The sequence below is a fragment of the Chamaesiphon sp. OTE_75_metabat_556 genome (genome assembly GCF_031378165.1).
In the GTDB taxonomy this organism is placed as follows: domain Bacteria; phylum Cyanobacteriota; class Cyanobacteriia; order Cyanobacteriales; family Chamaesiphonaceae; genus Chamaesiphon.
This window is the reverse complement of sequence record NZ_JANNDR010000053.1, coordinates 1-19,154: the sequence shown is the minus strand read 5'-3', so window position 1 is coordinate 19,154 and position 19,154 is coordinate 1. Positions and strand designations below refer to the sequence as shown.

Annotated in this window: 13 protein-coding genes; 1 reads left to right on the top strand and 12 read right to left on the bottom strand. The window is 44.4% G+C overall.

All coding sequences use genetic code 11. From position 1 onward, the window contains the following. The coding region (locus tag RMO27_RS02705) for a caspase, EACC1-associated type (RefSeq protein WP_309728828.1) at nucleotides 1-732 on the bottom strand (732 nt) is incomplete at its 3' end. Between the two features lie 10 nt (nucleotides 733-742). Continuing rightward, nucleotides 743-1,120, bottom strand: coding sequence for a hypothetical protein (locus RMO27_RS02700; protein WP_309728825.1), 378 nt, complete (start codon nucleotides 1,118-1,120; stop codon nucleotides 743-745). A gap of 325 nt (nucleotides 1,121-1,445) precedes the next feature. On the opposite strand from RMO27_RS02700, the gene cphA reads away from it, so the two are divergent. Beyond that, entirely contained in the window at nucleotides 1,446-4,163 is a 2,718-nt protein-coding gene (gene cphA / locus RMO27_RS02695; protein ID WP_309728823.1) for a cyanophycin synthetase, read from the top strand. A gap of 106 nt (nucleotides 4,164-4,269) precedes the next feature. Here cphA and trmFO read toward each other — a convergent pair whose 3' ends face one another. The 10 genes from trmFO to RMO27_RS02645 form a co-directional block, all read right to left on the bottom strand. Next, nucleotides 4,270-5,640, bottom strand: coding sequence for an FADH(2)-oxidizing methylenetetrahydrofolate--tRNA-(uracil(54)-C(5))-methyltransferase TrmFO (gene trmFO / locus RMO27_RS02690; RefSeq protein ID WP_309728821.1), 1,371 nt, complete (start codon nucleotides 5,638-5,640; stop codon nucleotides 4,270-4,272). 56 nt (nucleotides 5,641-5,696) lie between these two features. Then, complete coding sequence (locus RMO27_RS02685; protein ID WP_309728819.1) at nucleotides 5,697-8,027, bottom strand: polysaccharide biosynthesis tyrosine autokinase; 2,331 nt, start codon at nucleotides 8,025-8,027, stop codon at nucleotides 5,697-5,699. A 359-nt stretch (nucleotides 8,028-8,386) separates the two neighbouring features. Further along, nucleotides 8,387-9,154, bottom strand: a complete 768-nt coding sequence (locus RMO27_RS02680; RefSeq protein WP_309728817.1) for a WecB/TagA/CpsF family glycosyltransferase — start codon at nucleotides 9,152-9,154, stop codon at nucleotides 8,387-8,389. A gap of 341 nt (nucleotides 9,155-9,495) precedes the next feature. Further along, on the bottom strand, nucleotides 9,496-10,581 hold the full coding sequence (locus RMO27_RS02675) for an endo-1,4-beta-xylanase (RefSeq protein ID WP_309728815.1): 1,086 nt from the start codon (nucleotides 10,579-10,581) through the stop codon (nucleotides 9,496-9,498). 230 nt (nucleotides 10,582-10,811) lie between these two features. Further along, on the bottom strand, nucleotides 10,812-11,594 hold the full coding sequence (locus RMO27_RS02670) for a WecB/TagA/CpsF family glycosyltransferase (protein ID WP_309728813.1): 783 nt from the start codon (nucleotides 11,592-11,594) through the stop codon (nucleotides 10,812-10,814). Nucleotides 11,595-11,645: 51 nt separating this feature from the next. After that, entirely contained in the window at nucleotides 11,646-12,743 is a 1,098-nt protein-coding gene (locus RMO27_RS02665; RefSeq protein WP_309728811.1) for a glycosyltransferase family 4 protein, read from the bottom strand. Between the two features lie 48 nt (nucleotides 12,744-12,791). Further along, nucleotides 12,792-14,060: an O-antigen ligase family protein gene (locus RMO27_RS02660; RefSeq protein WP_309728809.1), complete on the bottom strand. Its 1,269-nt coding sequence runs from the start codon at nucleotides 14,058-14,060 to the stop codon at nucleotides 12,792-12,794. Then, nucleotides 14,057-15,166: a glycosyltransferase family 4 protein gene (locus tag RMO27_RS02655; RefSeq protein ID WP_309728807.1), complete on the bottom strand. Its 1,110-nt coding sequence runs from the start codon at nucleotides 15,164-15,166 to the stop codon at nucleotides 14,057-14,059. Before RMO27_RS02655 ends, RMO27_RS02660 begins: the two co-directional genes overlap by 4 nt. After that, a complete protein-coding gene (locus tag RMO27_RS02650) occupies nucleotides 15,163-16,572 on the bottom strand; it encodes an oligosaccharide flippase family protein (RefSeq protein ID WP_309728805.1) in 1,410 nt (469 codons plus the stop codon). The genes RMO27_RS02655 and RMO27_RS02650 overlap by 4 nt, the downstream gene beginning before the upstream one ends. 99 nt (nucleotides 16,573-16,671) lie before the next feature. After that, on the bottom strand, nucleotides 16,672-19,154 hold a 2,483-nt coding region (locus tag RMO27_RS02645; protein WP_309728802.1), incomplete at its 5' end, for an amino acid adenylation domain-containing protein.

The window sequence follows — 19,154 nt, the reverse complement described above, 5'->3', positions numbered from 1 at the left end:
GATCTTGTAGCCCTCTTCCACTGGATAAAACTTAGGAGTCATCGCTGGAGCGGCTTGCTTCACCTTTTTAGATGCATATTCATGTAACTCATTGACAGAGATCCAGTCATCCTCATCGAGATCGGCTGCGCCAGTCGCGATCCCTTCCACTAGATAACGAGTGTAAATCGATAGTCCCGTATCGCCATGCTCGGTTGGTTCGGCTCCAAGCGAATATTCGGTAGCGGTAGATGAGGTGAGAATTGCTCTGCCTTTCCCGCCGAGATAATCTTCCAATCTGACATTACCATCATCTTTGACGGTCATGCCTTGGGCGATCGCGCCACTAAAGCAAGAATCTAAGATAATTAGCTGATGTTGAGATCGACTCGCCTCAATCTGCTGGTGTAGATAGGTAGCGGCTACCGCTGATGGCTGAAATAACGCACCTTTGTCCTTGCAAGTAATGCGCGTGCCTAGATAGAGATGATTGCGATCGTCTTTAATCCCATGTCCAGAGAAATAAAATAGCAGCAGATCGTCTTTGTGTCGATCATGAAACAACCAATAAATTTCTTCCTCCATTTTCTGTCGATCGGGATTTTTCAGCGCGGTCACATTTTCTGCGAGAAATTCACCCCGTTCTGGATCGACCAAAACACTATAGAGGGCATCAACATCCTCCACTGCACTAGGCAGCGGATTCAAGCCATCATATTCACTCACCCCAATCAATAACGCTACTTTTTTCATAAGTCAGAGCCTATTTAGAGATAAAATCTGTCGCAGCTTTAATCGCGTAATCTAATTCTTCCCGACTGCTGGCTTTCACCGCAAGTTTTTTACCATTGGCTTCGACGGTGAATTCGATCGATTTACTACCCAATCGCTCGCGCAAATAACCGAACAATTTTTTGGCATTATCGACTTTCACTTGCGCCATCAATAAACCCAGCAGAAACCCACTAGCAGATTTATTTCCGGCTGGGGGATTGGGATCGAGGACGCGATCGACTGTATCGATTTCATCGATGTCCCGCAGTTCGTCAATCAAGAATTGTGCCTGTTCGTCCCGTTGTGCTAGCTCTAATTCGGGATCGATAAACTCGATCGTCAGTTTGAGAGTAGGGGTAGAAGTCATAACATCATGTATTGCATTCGATGCAAATATTGTAATCAATTCGATCGGCTCAGTAGCGTCGATCGATCTGCACCCCACTCAAATGGCCGATTTCTGTGAGTTATCGTGGCTGAGATCGATCGAGATGTATCAAAGAACACAGAATTAGAGATTCGATTTGAAATTAACTAAGAGTCAGACTAAAAAATATTCAAAGCCAAGACTTGAGTATAGTGTAGCCATGCCACGGTAGAATTTTGTAATAATAAACTGACGAGTTTCTGTCTTTAAAATCACAACGTTCCATTCTTTTGAATGTGCGATCGACAAAAGCCACCCTATCAATATGAAAATTCTCCAAACTCAAACGCTTCGAGGTCCGAACTATTGGAGTATTCGTCGCTCAAAGCTGATTCTCGTGCGGTTGGATTTGGAGGAGTTGGCCGATCGACCTTCCAATACGATTCCCGGATTTTATGACAGCCTGGTGGCCATCCTGCCCAGCTTGGAGGAGCATCATTGTTCGCCTGGTTGTCGGGGTGGGTTCTTGAGTCGAGTCCAGGAAGGGACGATGATGGGGCATATTTTGGAGCATGTCGCCCTCGAACTCCAAACCTTAGCCGAGATGCCAGTCGGATTCGGTCGCACCCGCGAGACGGCGAATCCAGGGGTCTATCAGGTGGTCATTGAGTACCAGATCGAAGCAGCGGGTCGATATGCCGCTAGAGCCGCCCTGCGCTTGTGTCAGAGCATTATTGAGCTGGGTGCCTATCCCCAGGCCGAACTCGATCGCGATTTGGAAGACCTGATGAAAATCCGGACGGATGCCGCCCAGGGTGCGAGTACCGACGCGTTGGTCAAAGAAGCCGAATCCATGGGGATTCCCTGGATGCACTTGGAGACGTGCGATCTATTTCAATTTGGCTACGGCAAGCATCAAAAGCGCGTCCAAGCGGCATTGACTTCCCACAGTAATATTTTAGGGGTCGAGCTGGCTTGCGATAAAGAAAAAACCAAAAATATCTTAGCGAGTATGGGCGTGCCCGTGCCCAAGGGGATGACGATTTACTCCTTTGGCGAATTAGCTGCGGCGATCGACCGGTTGGGTGGCTATCCGATCGTGATCAAGCCGCTCAATGGCAATCACGGTCGCGGGATTACGATCGATATTCAGGATTGGGAGCACGCTGAAATCGGGTACGATCGCGCGCGGGAAATTTCTAGTGGTGTAATTGTCGAGCATTTTTACCAAGGTCGCGACCATCGGATTTTGGTCGTCAATCACAAGGTCGTCGCCGTGGCCGAACGAGTACCAGCCCATGTGATCGGCGATGGACAGACGACAATCGCCGCCCTGATCGATCGGGAAAATCAAGACGAGCGGCGCGGTACGGGTCATGACAATATGCTCACCAAAATCGAGTTAGATGACTCGACCGATGAAATGCTCCGTCGTCAAGGCGTCTCGCTGGTGACGATCTTGCCCAAGGGTCACACTTGCTATCTGCGGGCAACGGCAAATCTCAGTACGGGTGGGATCGCGATCGACCGGACTGACGAGATCCACCCTGAAACCCTGTGGCTAGCCGAACGGGTGTCCAAGATTATCGGCTTAGACGTGGCGGGGATCGATGTGATTACCACCGATATCACCAAAACTCTGGGCGAATCCGACGGCACGATCGTCGAAGTCAATGCTGCACCTGGGTTGCGGATGCATATTTCCCCCAGTCAAGGCGTCGGTCGTAATGTCGCCGCACCCATTTTGCAGATGCTGTTTCCGCCCAATGCCCCCACCCAGATTCCGATCGTGGCAGTGACGGGGACGAATGGCAAAACGACCACCACGCGACTGATCGCCCACATTTTTAGTCAGGTCTATGATTCTGTGGGCTTTACCACGACCGATGGGATTTATATCGGCGGTCGCTTGGTCGAAAAGGGTGATACCACAGGGCCACAAAGTGCGCAGATTATTCTCCAAGATCCGACTGTGGATATCGCGGTACTAGAAACCGCACGCGGCGGGATTTTGCGATCGGGGTTGGCGTTCCAAAGCTGCGATGTCGGTGTCGTCTTAAATGTCGCTGCCGATCATTTAGGGCTGGGCGATATTAACACGATCGATCAATTAGCCAGAGTCAAAGGCGTCATCGCCGAAACCGTGAGCGCGGATGGCTATGCCGTGCTCAATGCCGATGATGAGCGCGTCGCGGCGATGGCCGACCAAGTGCGCGGGAAGGTAGCGTATTTCTCGATGGATGCTGACAACCCACTAGTGCGATCGCATGTGCGGCGGGGCGGGATTGCCGCAGTTTATGTCCAAGATTGTCTGACAATTTTGCAACAAGACTGGGTACACCGGATCGAGCAAGTCGATCGCGTACCGCTGACCTTGGGCGGACGCGCACCATTTATGAGTGCCAATGCGCTCGCCGCGAGTCTGGCTGCCTTCGTTCAGGGGGTGAATATCGAACAGATTCGATCGGCCTTACAAAGCTTCCGCGCTTCCGTCCAGCAGACACCAGGTCGAATGAATTTATTCAATCTCGGTCGTTATCATGTGCTGGTAGATTATGCCCACAATCCCGCCGGATATGCGGCGGTCGGTAGCTTTGTCAAAAACTGGACTGGCCCAGCAATTGGGGTGGTGGGTGGCCCTGGCGACCGCCGCGATGAAGATCTGATCGAACTGGGTAAACTCTCAGCGACGTTTTTCGATCGAATTATCGTCAAAGAAGATGATGATAATCGCGGTCGCGCCTGGGGTGAGGTCGCCGAATTAATCGTTCAAGGCATCGAGCAAGTCTTGCCCGCCACAGAGTCGTCAGTACCTTGCTCGATTATGCTCAATGAGTCCGAAGCGATCGAATGGGCATTAGACAATGCTCCCGAACATGCCTTGGTAACGATCTTCCCCGATAATGTCAGCCGCGCGATCGCCTTGATTATGGCTCGCAATCCGATTCCCGATCGCATTGAAGCCACATTAACACCAGAAGTGACTGCTGAAGTACCAGTCTTGAATGCAGTTGCATCTGGTAATAACGGACAACATAGTTAGTAGGGTGTGTTATCGCGTTCGCGTAGCGTCTGCCTTCGCAGAAGCGTAACGCACCAAAGGTAGGGTGTGTTATCGCGAAGCGTAACGCACCAAAGTTAGTTAGTAACTAAATCGAGGCATCAGAGATCGCATATTTTGGTGCTAATTGACTGGCAATCAGTTCGTCGATCGCACTCAAAGATCGATCTCGATAAGCTCCGTAACGTTCTTGCTTATTCTTGATCTTAGTTGGCAACTCTTGGAAAATGCCAAAGTTTGGGGGCATCGGCTGGAAGTACTTTGGTTCGGCAGTGCTGATGAAATCAAATAGCGAACCCATCATCGTCACATTTGGCATGATGATCGGTTTTTGTCCCAAAGCCAGCCGCGCGGCATTCGTTCCCGCCAGCCAACCACCCGCTGCGGCGGCGGTATAACCTTCAGTGCCGATAATTTGGCCGGCGGCTAATAAATCTGGGCGGGCGTGAAATTGGAGCGAGGCGGAGAGCAATTGCGGCGAGTTGATAAATGTATTGCGGTGCATCACGCCCAACCGGACGAATTCAGCCCGCTCTAAACCAGGGATCATCGAGAAAATTCGTTTTTGTTCGCCCCACTTCAAATTAGTCTGGAAGCCGACCATATTCCACAGTTGTCCGGCTTTATCTTCCTGACGCAGTTGGATCACAGCATAGGGACGGTGAATTTGGTTCTCAGGGGCTTTGAAATCACCTCGGCGACTGTCAAATAAACCGACGGGTTTTAAGGGGCCATAGCGCATGGTTTCTTCACCGCGTTGGGCTAATTCTTCGATCGGCAGACAGGCTTCAAAAAACTTGGCAGTTTCGCGATCGAAATCTTTTAATTCGGCTTGCTCGGCAGTACACAACTCTTGCTGGAAGTGGAGATATTGCTCCTTGTTCATCGGGCAGTTGAGGTAGGCTGCTTCGCCTTTGTCATAGCGGGAAGCGAAAAAAGCAATATTTTTATCGATCGAGTCGCCGACGATAATCGGACTAGCGGCATCGAAGAAGTTGAGGTAATCCATCCCCGCAAACCGTTGCAGATCTTCAGCCAGTGCCGGACTGGTCAATGGCCCCGTCGCCAACACCACAATCCCATCGCGAGGGATTTCGGCGACATTATCGCGGCGAAATTCCACCAGGGGATGATTGGCTAAAGTCTGCGTCAAATCGCTACTAAACTGGCCGCGATCGACTGCCAATGCGCCCCCAGCGGGGACGGCATGATGGTCGGCTTTCTGAATGATAATCGAACCCAAGCGGCGCAATTCTTCGTGCAACAAACCAGCAGCGCGATCGGTCGATTGGGCACCAAAAGAGTTACTACAGACGAGTTCGGCTAATTCTTCACTATGATGGGCGGGACTCAAAGTCTGGGGTCGCATCTCGTATAGAGTCACGGGTACGCCAGCTTGGGCGATTTGCCAAGCTGCTTCGGTACCTGCTAAACCACCACCAATTACCTGAACGCGCATAACGATTAAGAGTTTGAAGTCTCTCTATTATACGCCGCTCGATTGACTCCCAACCTTCACGCGCGATTGCGCCGTCGAGGTTTATCTACTTTACCTAGCATGGTCGTCGGAGTATTAAAGTCGGTGAATTTTGTGTCCTGTTCGATCTGTCCGGCGATCGTGGCACCCAGTTGAGTCATATAATCGCCCCACGGCGCTTCTGAGTCTGGTTCGAGACTATGGTATTGTGCGATCGCGGTAAACCGATCTTCGGTTTCGTATTTGGAGATCACGCCATTGACAACTACTCCCAACACATCACAATGGGACATTTCTAGTTGCTCCCGTGCCGAGCGAGCAGTGTTGACATCGATCACCCCAGGACGGGATACCACTATAATCCCATCGGTCATCCGACCGATCGTTAAGGCATCGCTGGCTACCAAGATCGGTGGCGTATCGATAATCACGAAATCATAGAAATCGGTAACTTGTTGCAGCAATAACCGCATCTGTGGGGATTCCAAACAAGCGAGGGGATGAATCGGCTGGGAGCCAGCCGTCAGGATATCGAGATTATCCATCACCGTCCACGATAGCTGTTGAAGCTTAAACTTAGATTTGGTAGCTAATAATTCGCTCAAACCTCTCTTCAAGGGCAGTTTCCAGAACCGATGCTGATAAGGTACGCGCAGATCGGCATCGATTAACAGCACCCGCTGTCCGAGTCCAGCAATCGCGGCGGCTAAATTGGCGGCGACTTTGGATTTACCCTCATTCGCAACTGCACTAGTAACGGCGATCGTGTGGATGGGGCGATCGGTACTCAGAAATCGCAGGTTAGCTTGAATCGATCGAGACATTTCGCTAGTCAATGACTGCGGCGTATCTCTGACGGCAACTTCCAGCGAGGTGGATACTGGCTGACGATTGCGGGGGCGGGTTTTGAGCTTTTTCCCAGCCGGGATCGCCCCTAGCAAGGTATATCCAAATGCCTTTTCGATCTCGGCAACAGTTTTGAGCGACTTGTCTCTGATTTCCAGATAAGCGATCGCACTAGTACCCAGGAAGGCACCGAGCAACCCACCCACGACTTGTAGGAGCAGCTTGGTAGTTGTCTCCGGTTTGCTAGGAATCACAGCACTAGCCACAATTCTGGCATTTGAGATATTTTTGTGTTTTGCTAGTTGCAGCTCTTGAATTTTTTTTAATAACAATTGATATGTCGTCTGAGATACTTCTAGCTGCCGCTCTAACAGATGTTGAGTTTGTGATAGTTGGGGAATGACACTGACTCTTTTTTCGTAGGCAGAACGCGAGTTCTGGAGGGAAGTCAGTTTTTTAGCCAAACCAGTTTGTTGGACGTCAGCTCTGAGGAGATCGGCGATCAGATTTTGTTTGAGTTCGCTAATTTTCAATAATCCTGGCAGAATCGCCGATCGCTCGCCGATCGTCCGCCGGACTTGCTGTTGCAACAGAGTCGTTAACTTGGATTTCTTCTCGTTGAGACTGATGATGAGCGGATTATTTTCAGAAAAGCGGCTGCTTTCAATGGCAAGCTGCCTGTCAATATCTTGAATCTGAGTGATAATTCCTTGAATTGCTGGCGACTGACTAACTGCGCTAACAACTATAGCTTCCTGCGAATTGAGGCCGATCTTTTTATGTAGTTCTTGACTCTGAGCATTAACTTGTTCTAATTCTGACTGAATCGTGTTAATGTTAGTATCCAAATTTCCAATAATACTAACAGCCGACTTGGCCTCCTCTGCTAGATCGACAATCTTATTTTGCTGCTTGAATTTACGGATTGCTACCTCTGCCATATTTGTCGCAGCTTGCGTTCTTGGTAACTGCCGGTCCATAAATTTTTGAGCGGTTTCCGCTTCAGTTTGACCGATCTGAATGTCATTTTCTAGATAAACATTCATCAGTGTATTCACTATCTTGGCAGCATCTTGAGGATTGCGGCCTTTGTAGCTAACTTGCAAAATATCGGCACCGCCCACAATTTTAGTTGTCAAACCGGCTTGGAGTTCGCTCGGTTCGAGCAATTTGCCCCGATCGTTTTTGAGTTGGAGTTGCTCGATCGTCTTCTGTAATAGCGGTCGCGAAGTAATCACTTCCATCTGTGTGCTGATGGGATTTTGAGTCGATACCAGTGACTTCAAATCGTTGGATTCGCCTCCTTCCATGGTGGTTGGTACGAGATTAGGGCCGATCACTTTAAAGGTCGGACTCTTGAATAATAATTTTCCTTCTGCTTGATAAGTGGGTTTCAGTAATGAGGCTCCCACCATGCTTAATGCCAATGTAGCAGCAAAAATAGTGACGGCAGGAATCCAGTGCCGTTTTACTGCCACTAAATAATGACTTAAATTTAAGTCAATAGATTCTTGAGATTCCATAAATTTTTATATATAATTTTTAATTATATCAATAAGTCACGAAGTTGAATCGGCCAAAATGCTTGCTCATCATGCAGCAGCGCGATCGCGAATCGGACTACAGTCAGTAACTATTGACTTGAGACTTTATCATTTCAGCAGTCGATCGTCAGTGATGGCGATCGCAATTCCAGCCCAGTTGGCGATCGACTGCTAAATCAAGTTTGATTGTCAACAAAACAGCTTTGGCGGCACTTCCAGCCGCAGTCAATTAGATCTCAACACCAAGGAAAATTGGCCTACAAGTCGATGCTAATCAAGCCGTATTATGACTGTCAGTCGATCGTCAGCACTCATAAATTGCGACTTATTTTAAATACTTATGAGGTGAGTAGTTGTTTCACGAATAAAAAGATAAAGCGCGGATTTTGTTTGAAATAACGCTTCCACAACCGTCTGGGTTCCATTATCAGCCGAAATAACCACTCTAACCCGACGATCTGCATCCATTTGGGAGCATGTTTGACATGCCCGGAATGAAAATTAAAAGCAGCCCCGATCCCCAGCATTACCGCTGGAATGAGGTCTTGATGTGCTGCCATCCAGATTTCTTGGCGCGGACAGCCAATCCCCACCAACAGAATTTGCGCTCCTGAGGCGACAATTTGCTCGGTGTAAGCGGTATCTTCAGCGGGGGTGAGTTCGCGAAACGGTGGTGAAATCCGACAAGCGATTTCGATCCCAGGATATTTGTCAACCAAGAAATTAGTAAAATCAACTAGGCTCTCCTCGGTGCCACCATAGAGCGCGATTGGTAACTTCATCCGCGCTGCTGCCTCGCACACACTCAACGTCAGATATGGCCCGCAAACTCTGGCGGCATCTTTGACACCCAGAGCTTGCAAACCCCAGACTAATGGCATCCCGTCGGGAGTAACTAAATCGGCATGATTGACAATATCGGCAAATTTGGGGTGATCGTATGTTTCCATGACCATGTGGACATTGGCAGCGCAAACGCGTTTGCCCACTTTTGCTTTTGCCCAAGTCACAATCCGGTCGGTGGCATCTACATAGGTAGTTGCATCTACACGCATACCAATAATGTGGCGATGTTCTAAGGGTATTTCCTCAGCCTGTGATTCCATATCGTTTAGATAGTTATGTTCCCGATCTTTAGTAAATTACTAACTAAGACTGGTTGGGTATTTGTAATCGCGAGATCGTCTAAGGCTGAAAGTGCTCAGATTAACGACTTCATTGTATTTCACTACTATATCAAAGATTTCATATATTAAATCCGCCAAAATACTTACATTCAAATAATAGAATCCAATCAAAATTGACTAATTGCAATGAATCAAGTTGTTGTTTCATCAGGATTAGCTAAATACATAGAGGTTGAAGATGGCTAATTGGTAAAGCTTAGTTGACACCCAAACCAAGATCAACAAAGATATAAGTTTAGGATAATTAAGCATATTTATAACTATCTTTTTGGCGCGCGATCGAATGCCCGTGCGATCGCATTCCAGGCTAGTTTAGGTTTCATATCTCGATCGAAAGGCAAAGGTCGTACGTGCGACTTGTCTGGACGAGGTCTTTTCCATGACAGCCAGGTATATCGATCGCTTAATCCCCAAGTAGTTACAGAAACAACTGCCTTTTGGGCTAAAACAATTGAGAGATAATCTTCATATGCTCCAGCAATAATCCGATCTCGCTGTTTGATATCCTGAGATAATTTGTCGTCAGACACATCCATCTCGGTAATCATGATTTTCAAACCAAGACTAGCGACATTATTGATAAACTCTCGGAATTTATCTAGATGATAATTATCGAGATCGCCTAGTAAATGTGACTGAATACCTAGTGCGTAAATAGGCGTTCCTTTTGACTTGAGCCGCTGCAATAAATTTAAGACAGCTTGGCGTTTGGCTTCATCTTCAGGTCGATCGTATTCCACTCCATATTCGTTATAAACTAATTTAGCTTTAGCATCTGCTTTAGCTGCTAGTCGAAAAGCGAGATCGATGTAGTCCATTCCTAAAAACTCTAGCCAAGGACTTTGCCTCAATCCGGAGGCTCCAGGCTCTCCAGCAGCACGGTCTTTTCCAACATCAATTGCTTCATTGACAACGTCCCACGAATGCATTTTTCCAGCATAGCGACTAACCGTCGTTTGAATATGGCGAGCTAAAATCTGCTCGGCATTGCCACTATTAAGTGTTGACGATAACCATGTGGGTAAAGCTTCATGCCACACGAGGGGATGTCCTCGCACCAGCATTTTATTTTTCGATGCAAACCGAACAAAATAGTCACTATCGGTAAAGTCAAAAGTTTCGAGACTAGGACGAGTGCGATTCCAATAACAGCCCACAGTGAGCATGGCACATTCTCGAATTAAACTAGACTGTAAATTTCGATCTCGCTCGAATTCAATCTGATAGATTTCTGGAAAAGATCCATAAATTATGCCTTTAGCCTTAGCTCTTGTCTTCAGGGATTTTTTACTGCCTACTCTAAAGGTTCTTTTCTGAATATCTATAACTTTCTTTTGATTAGACAATGTGCGAATCACATAGCTTAATACGTTTAATTCACCTAATGACAACAAGACAAAAGTGATTAAAGAGCTAAGACTTATAATCAAGACTTTTCGTCTGGACAGTAACCGATTCACAGGTATTTTAGCCACGTTCGATAAGTTTGTATTTTAATTAAACGCTTTGAAAAAGAGTTGCCAAACAAGCAAGGTACATCAAACATCATGCTGCTAAAAACTTACCACCAGTTTAGCTAACGTTTATCTGGGCAGTTTTGAATCATCCCTTGAGTAATTCTTTGTTTGAAAACCCGATACAAGAATAATGGATTACCGACAACATATCTTTCCCATAATCGGGTAGGTTCAGTTATCAATCTTGTCAACCACTCAAACCCATTATCTGTGAGCCACTGTGGACCACGATACACAGAATCAGTGTAAAAATCCAAACAAGCACCAAGCGGTAAAAAAACGCGAGCTTCAATCTTATCTAAATTATCTAAAATCCAGCGTTCTTGTAATGGCATTCCAAAACCAATATATAAAATATCAGGTTTAAATCTGTTTATTTTTTCAATTACACTATCATTACCACTACCATTCTTATCAAAATAACCATGATGTCCTTCGATCGATAAATTAGGTGCAATAGCTTGCAGCTTTTTAATTGCTTTATCTGTTATTCCTGGAGAACCAGCCAGCAGAAATAAAGAACAATTGTGTTGCTCGCAAGCCAACGCTAGATTTTCGATATAATCTGGACATGTCATTCGATGCATAGATCCGATCTCATAACCCAAAATCTTTGCACCCAATATTACCCCAATACCATCACAAAATACTAAATCAGCATTATTGATAAAATTACAGTACCATGGCAATTGATAAGCAAAATTGATTCCTCGCACATTTACATGTGCGACGATCGTCTTCTTATCTAATTTACCTGCCTCCACGATATAATTAATTAAGTCTTGCACTGTTAGCTTGTGAAATCTTGTATTTAAAACTTTTACTTCAGAAAATTTTTGCATTGTAATAATATTTAAATTAACGAATAATAAACTACATGTGTGCCTAATACTTCACCTTAAGATCGAGTGATAGATATCGATTAAATGAACGATATAATCTTTGATGTCCAGTGACTTAACACTCTCTCTGGCATTTTCACCCAATCTCTGTTTTAATTCGCGATCGATAATTAACGACTGCATTGCTGCTGATAATTCTTGAATCTGCCCTGGTTGCAGCAATAAGCCGTTTTCATGAGAAATGACTAACTCAGGTATTCCACCTACAGCCGTGGTAATCACAGGTAATCCCCAACTCATAGCTTCAAGTAGAGCCATTGGCAAACCTTCGTTATATGAAGGCAACACAAACACATCTGCTTGCTCCAAAAGTTTGTCCCGTTGTGGCTCATCAACCCAATCCAAAACTTTAATATATTTAGTTAAGTTGAGATTTTTGATCGTATCTCTAGCTCTTTGTCCTTCTCCATCCCCCGCTATAATTAGCTCTGCCATTTGTTTTTGTTCTGAAGGGATAGCCGCAAAAGCATCGATCAGATCGAACGATCCTTTTCTCTCGCCAATTCTCCCTAAACACAAAAAAATTAATTTCTCGCTGTTGATTTTTTGAGGAATCTTCAAAGGGAATTTTACTGGATTAGGTAAGACAACTACTTGCTCGGCTTTCAACCCAATATTTTCGATGTAGAATTTCCCCCAACTCTCTGATAAAACGATAAATCGAGTCGATTTGCCAAATATCCAACTTAATCCGACTCTAATCATGTGTGGTAAATTGGCGTAAAATACCTGAAAATCTGCGCTATGAGTATGAAGAATTACTGGTGTACGAAATACCCAGGCAATCAGAGTAGTCAATGCTTGACGAAAAGCACTTCCTCGCTCTGAAACATGAATATGAACAATATCAGCTTCCTGTTTAAAGAGCCGCCAGCATAATATTCCTAAAGCTCTAAAAAATACTAATATTTTATGGGTTTTCGATCCAGATGATAAAGTAGCTAGATGGCTAATTTTAATTTCGGCAGGAGCTTGTTCCAGGATCAGTTTTTCAACAGAAACTATACCTCCCTGTCTATCCAAACTTTCTCCTAGCATCAAAATCCGTATTGTTTTCATGGCTGATATATCTTCATTTATTATTTCCAAATACTCGATACTATTTAATATCCTGACACAGATCGAACTTGATTCTACTTATTTTAAAAGTGGATCTGTTACCTTATTTAAAGGCGATCTATAGAGGGAAAGGAAGGTTGATGTCTGGAGAGTCCATAATAGGTTGTTTTGCAGTACGAGCGAACTCTCAGTTAAATTAGACAAGACAATATAAGAAAGCAATAGTACTGGCCACAATGCATCTGGTGTGCTCACAGATCTGATGAGTGCTATCGCTCTGTGAACGCTGCTCACAAACTTAAATAAATAGATAGAGAGTCCGGTTAATCCCAGTTCTAGACAAAGATCTAAATAACCATTGTGACTATTTGGTGCTTTAAAAGCTGATGCGTTCCAGACGTAAGCAGAGGGACCCTCTAATCCTTGCCAGAATGCGCCAAATCCATATCCTAACCAAGGTTTTTCCGAAATTTTATCTAAGATCAGAGGCCAAAAAGCCGTACGCCCAGTTAGTGTTAAATCTTTGCCAAAGATACCTGCGACTTGTTCCCCACTAGTCGCCAGAAATGAGTACAAAATAACTATAAACAATAGAATTACGATTAGGGTTGGAATTATGAGCATATAGTTCCAGCGTAAAATATGCATAAATAAAACGTGCAAAAATAATAATATGCCAACTAAAATCAGCAGATTAATTAAAGATGATGAAGATCTTGAAAGCAGGAGTAGTATAATCGATCCACTGAGTAGATTCCAGAAAATCCAGCGATGTTTTTTAGCTGCCATTGCCAGTAGTAAAAAGACAACAGAACTAAGCACCATGATTTTACCGAGAACATTTTTATGATTATAAATGCCTCGCCAAGCTCCAGTATGAATGCCACTCATCAATCCATACTTGGGTAATAATATACAATAAAATAAGCTTGTGACTACAATTATGCCAAACACCCAGCCTAGTAAGTTGAGCTGTTCTTTCAATGTATAGCGACTAGCAAAATACAGTGAGAACAGCAGTGTCCCAATCAAGGCAATGACACGAGTTCTTGTTAGTTCTGGTGAATAAGACCAAATAATAGAACATGTAGCTAATCCGAATAACAACCAAATAGATCCACCTCTTAAAATAACTGAAAATACTTTTTTCCATCTTAAAAGTAGTAAGGAGAAAGTAATAAAATAAATTACTATAAGTATTAGACTAATAAGTGGGAAAGTAGCATCATCACCTTCTTCACCCTCACTTACACCACCAGAGAGGATGAGAAGTAATGGACCACCAGAATAATGAATAAAGGAAATGATTGTAAATATCTTTTCAAATAAGTTGAATAGCTTATTCATGATTGAGTAGTCAACCCCATCTTTATTGCTTTGTAATATATTTCTATTGTTTTTTCGGCAATATTCGCCCAATTCAAATCTCCCTGGCAACGCCATAATAGTGCCTGCTGCATCTGTTCTTGTAGTGGTCGATTTTTTAATAGTTGAATAATCGCATCAGCTAGGGCACGAACATTACCTGGGGGTACTAACAATCCATCTTTTTCATGTCTAATTATCTCGGATAGACCACCAACATCAGATGCAATTATTGGCGATCCCATTCCAAAAGCTAATGCTGCTACTCCACTTTGAGATGCTTCCACATAAGGCAAAATAGACAAAGTACTTTTTTTGAATAGATATGTTACTTCATCTGCTTCAATAAATCTATTTAAAATTTCATAACGGCTCCGATCGTCATCTTCTGGAAAATATTGCTCTATATTTTCCCCTTTTCCAGCAATAATGAGTTTAATATCTGGAATACTTTTTGCAATTAATGGCATTGCTGCTATTAAATATTTTAGTCCTTTATAAGGCCAGATCCTACCCATAAACAGCAGTGTATATGGCTCTCTAATTACAGGATCTTGATTTTTCGCCGTTCGCTGATACAGGCTGCCCAGTTCGCCATGAGGTATAACATTTAATCTTGATGCCGGAACTTTAAAGTGCTCGATCATCGCACCCTTCAGGTGTTGAGCATGAACAATTAGCTGTTGAGAGCGTTGAAATGCGATTCTTCTGGTATATTCAGAGCCAAATACACTTTGCCTATCTCCAGGGTGACGGAAGACGTCGTGAATGGTAGTGACTAATGGTGGCATTTGACTCATCTTCAGGGTTAGATCGTACCAAGGATCGTTCGTTTCCTGAACATGCAATACATCTGGTTGAATATCTCTAATAATCCGCATCATCTGCATCATAGACAATACATTTCTGGGATCTCGTATCCGTGGCTTAGCAAAGCTAATCGTGCGAATAGCGGGATCGAGTGCATCGCGACATGTTGTGTAGACTTTTTCTGGTTGAATTAGAGTTAAGTCAACGTGTTTTGCCAGACTATTAGCCAGCTCGATTGTATAATCTTCAAAACAGAAATGTAATAAAGCGACTTTCACAAATAAATCCCTCCAGGTTTGCGAACAACTAGCAAAGTAGTAAATCCAATATAAAACAAAGTTGCTAATACTACTGTCGATAAAAAATCTAGATTAATTTGATACATTACTAAAAATACGATAACCATCAAAAAACTAATCAACAATGGTCGAAACATTATTTTCAATAATTGGATGTGAAATAGTCGATTATGTACGAAAAACATCATCACACTAAAATTGGTAAAACTTATTGATAAACTCATTAATGCTGCACCCATTAATTTAAACTGAGATATTAAAACTATCCCTGTAAAGCCGCCTACGATAGTAGTGATGGCAACTTCTATCAGATTTAGTTTTTCTAACCCATTAGCTATTAACAGAAAATTGAAAGGTCGAGAGAATGCCGCAGTAATTAAGGATAGCGAGATAATATGTAAGATGACTGCTCGATCTGTAAAACTTGGATTCTGATAGATGAATAATAGCAATCGATCGCCAATAAAGTAGATACCAACTAAAAAAGGTAGGCTGATGCATAGTAGGATTTCAATCACATTCTCTGCAACCTGACGCTGTTTGGTTTTGCCTTCTGCTACTGCTTTTGACATACTCGGAAATGCAGCTAAAGCTAAACTACTAGAGACAATATCATATGGCTGTAGCAACTGACAGATGGCACCGTAAATGCCAACGATTGCTTCACTACCCAAGAGAGAGAGAGTTAAAATATCAATTCTACTAGCAATAATCCCCATGCCTTCGAGCGCGAAAAAAGTTTTTGATTCCTTAACAGCCTTCCAGATAAAGTTTCGATCTATTTGCCATTTTGGCTTAACTATATTAAGTAACAATAACCATTGAACGATCAAGATTAACGACTCCGATATAATTAGAGTAATTACAACATATTCAAGACCATATTGTAAATGTAAAAACCAAATTATTGCTAATAAACGCAGGATGTAAATTGGCACTGTAGAGAATGCAATTAAATACATTTTTTCCTGCGCTTGAAAAATTGCCTCAGTAATGTTAGAAAGAGCAAATGGGATAATCATTGCCCCCACGAGATAACAAATAGCAGAGGTAGTATCGCTATATGGTAAAATAAAGATTGTCGTTGACATTGCAATATAGCCAATCAGACCAAATAGTAACTGTAGTAAAGTACCACTAACTAGATAGATTGGAGCTATTTCTGGATTGAGGGAGAGTTCTCTGGTAAATAAAGTTTTGAAACCTTGAGAAAAAAGATTTACAAAAATGAAGTAATAGTTCATTGCCAGTAGGTATTGACCCAAGACCTCAGCTCCCAACGTCCGAGCGATCGTCGCAGTTAGGATAAAAGTGGCAATTCCTTGTGTTAGTCTGTTGACTAGCATTGCTAGAGAATTACTTATTAGTTTGTTTTTTTGTGGCATTGACAATAAGAAATCTTCGTGAATTGACTTTAATCTCGATCGAAAGATATCGCTCTTGAATATTTAGATCTGAATTTAGCTAACATCTGGTCATAATCACTACAAACAAGATCTAACTTTTCCTGCTAAACCACGGACTCTAGGTTCTTTCATCATTCTAAAGTGAGATCCCGGAACATGATGGACATCTACATTTCCATTGACTAGATCGCTCCAGCCAAGTTCTGGATGAAGATAGTGTTCGAGATCCTGAACTTGGCAACGAAAAAGAGTAATTTTACCTCTGTAAGGGCGCGCAAGATAATCTTCGCTGGCTTGTAAGTTGGCATCCAACACATCCAATAATTGTGGAGTCATGTCTGTGGGCTTGTACAAACTTTTGACCAGAAAATCTCTGTGATTATCTTTTGTTAGTCGATAGGTAATTCGACCCATCACATAGCTCGATCTTTCATGAAAATTGAGCTGCCAGAGATTACATAAATGAATTCTCAAAGATTGCGCTACTGATGGTCTCGCGCTAGGTAAATTAGGTGCGCTACAATCTAGTAATGCTAGCATTTGGGTCTTTTCTCCATCAGCTTCTAGCTGACGAGCCATTTCAAATGCTACTAGTCCACCAAACGAGTAGCCTAGCATAAAATAGGGTCCGTGAGGCTGAATAGTGCGAATTTCTTTGAGATAGTGACTCGCCATATCTTCTACTCGACGAAAAGGTTTTTGCTGGCCGTCTAGTCCTTGAGATTGCAGTCCATATATAGGTCGATCCCGATCGAGGAAATTTGCGAAGGCATAATACTCTAAAATATTTCCGCCAATCGGATGAACGCAAAATAATGGAGGTTTTGGCTCACCAGGTTGAATTAATACTAATGACGACCAAGCCGCTACCCATTCTTTTTGTCGCAATACCTTCGCCAAATCTTCGATCGTCTGTGCTTGAAAGAGTGTAGCTAATGGTAAATTTTTTCCCCAAATCTTCTCGACTTCGACAAATAGTCGCACTGCCATCAGTGAATGACCCCCTAATTCAAAGAAGTTATCACTAATCCCGATCGGACGAACGTCTAAGACCCGTTCCCAAATTTCCGTCAGTTGCTGCTCTATTTCGTCGCGAGCTGCTACCAGCAGATCGGCATCTGCTTGTCGATCGTACTCTGGCATTGGTAAGGCTCGACGATCGACTTTGCCGTTGGCCGTTAGCGGCAAGGTTTCGACGATGACAAACGCTGACGGGATCAGATAATCGGGCAATTTTGATTGGAGAAACGATCGCCAGTCAATCTCCGTCGTTGGTGCCGCGCGATCGATTACCAGATACGCAACTAATCGCTTATCACCTGGACGATCTTCACGATCGATCGTCCGCACTTCCCGCACCGCCGGATGCTGGGCAAGAACGGCATCGATCTCGCCCAGTTCGATCCGAAAGCCGCGAATTTTGACCTGAGTATCGATCCGTCCCAAAAATTCGAGATTGCCATCGGGTAAGTACCTGACTAGATCTCCAGTCCGATACAGTCTTTCCCCAGGGGCAAACGGATCGGTCACGAATTTTTCGCGGGTCAGCTCGTCTTGATCGAGATAGCCGCGTGCCAATCCATCGCCACCGATATACAGTTCGCCCGGAATGCCGATCGACACTGGTTGCTGATCGGGATCTAATACATAGACTTGAGTATTGGCGATCGGTCTGCCGATCGGGACTGAGGTTAACCCCTCTAGGCTAGAAATCGGATAACAACAGGTAAAGGTAGTATTTTCCGTCGGCCCGTAACCATTAATCAACTGGCAATCGGGTAGCGTTGCTAAGACCTTGCGGACGTGAGGGACTGACAACACATCACCGCCAGCAATCAATTGGCGCAACGGCTGTAAATCCTCAATCCGTTCGTCCACCATTAGATGAAATAGTCCCGCTGTCAGCCACAGCGTGGTGATCTGGTGGCGATCGATTGCCTGGCCTAATTCGCTCAAAGATGGCTTATCACCTGGAAATAAGACTAATTTTCCGCCATTGATCAGGCTGCCCCAAATCTCTAGGGTGGAGGCATCGAAAGAGATCGGTGCTAGTTGGAGCCAGACTTGCTGCGGACTAAAATCAAGATAGTTAGTGTTTTTAACCAATCGTACGACGCCGCGATGGGGGATGCAAACGCCCTTGGGCTGTCCGGTCGAGCCAGAAGTATACATCACATAGGCCAGATCGTCAGCTTGCCCCGATCGCTGCGGATTAAGCTGGCTAGCCTGGGCAATATCATCCCAGTCAGTATCGAGATCGATGGTTCGGGCTGGGTGGCTGGGCAGGCGATCGCGCACTGTTTTTTTAGTCAGCAAGACTGACACCCGCGCATTTTCCAGCATAAACGCTAGCCGCTCGGGTGGATAGCTCAAATCGAGCGGGAGATAGGCGCCGCCAGCTTTGAGAATGCCCAAAATGCTGACGATCGTCTCGATCGACCGATCGAGGGCAATGCCAACGAGGTCGCCGGATTTGACCCCGATGGTGAGTAAATAGTTAGCTAAGCGATTGGCGCGATCGTTTAATTCGCGATAGGTGAGTTGTTGCGACTCGAATACCA

Bases quoted from the DNA above. Each gene is read 5' to 3' on its own strand.
- cphA (WP_309728823.1), top strand. From the start codon at position 1,446: ATGAAAATTCTCCAAACTCAAACGCTTCGAGGTCCGAACTATTGGAGT.
- RMO27_RS02670 (WP_309728813.1), bottom strand. From the start codon at position 11,594: ATGCAAAAATTTTCTGAAGTAAAAGTTTTAAATACAAGATTTCACAAG.
- RMO27_RS02660 (WP_309728809.1), bottom strand. From the start codon at position 14,060: ATGAATAAGCTATTCAACTTATTTGAAAAGATATTTACAATCATTTCC.
- RMO27_RS02680 (WP_309728817.1), bottom strand. From the start codon at position 9,154: ATGGAATCACAGGCTGAGGAAATACCCTTAGAACATCGCCACATTATT.
- RMO27_RS02700 (WP_309728825.1), bottom strand. From the start codon at position 1,120: ATGACTTCTACCCCTACTCTCAAACTGACGATCGAGTTTATCGATCCC.
- RMO27_RS02650 (WP_309728805.1), bottom strand. From the start codon at position 16,572: ATGCCACAAAAAAACAAACTAATAAGTAATTCTCTAGCAATGCTAGTC.
- trmFO (WP_309728821.1), bottom strand. From the start codon at position 5,640: ATGCGCGTTCAGGTAATTGGTGGTGGTTTAGCAGGTACCGAAGCAGCT.
- RMO27_RS02685 (WP_309728819.1), bottom strand. From the start codon at position 8,027: ATGGAATCTCAAGAATCTATTGACTTAAATTTAAGTCATTATTTAGTG.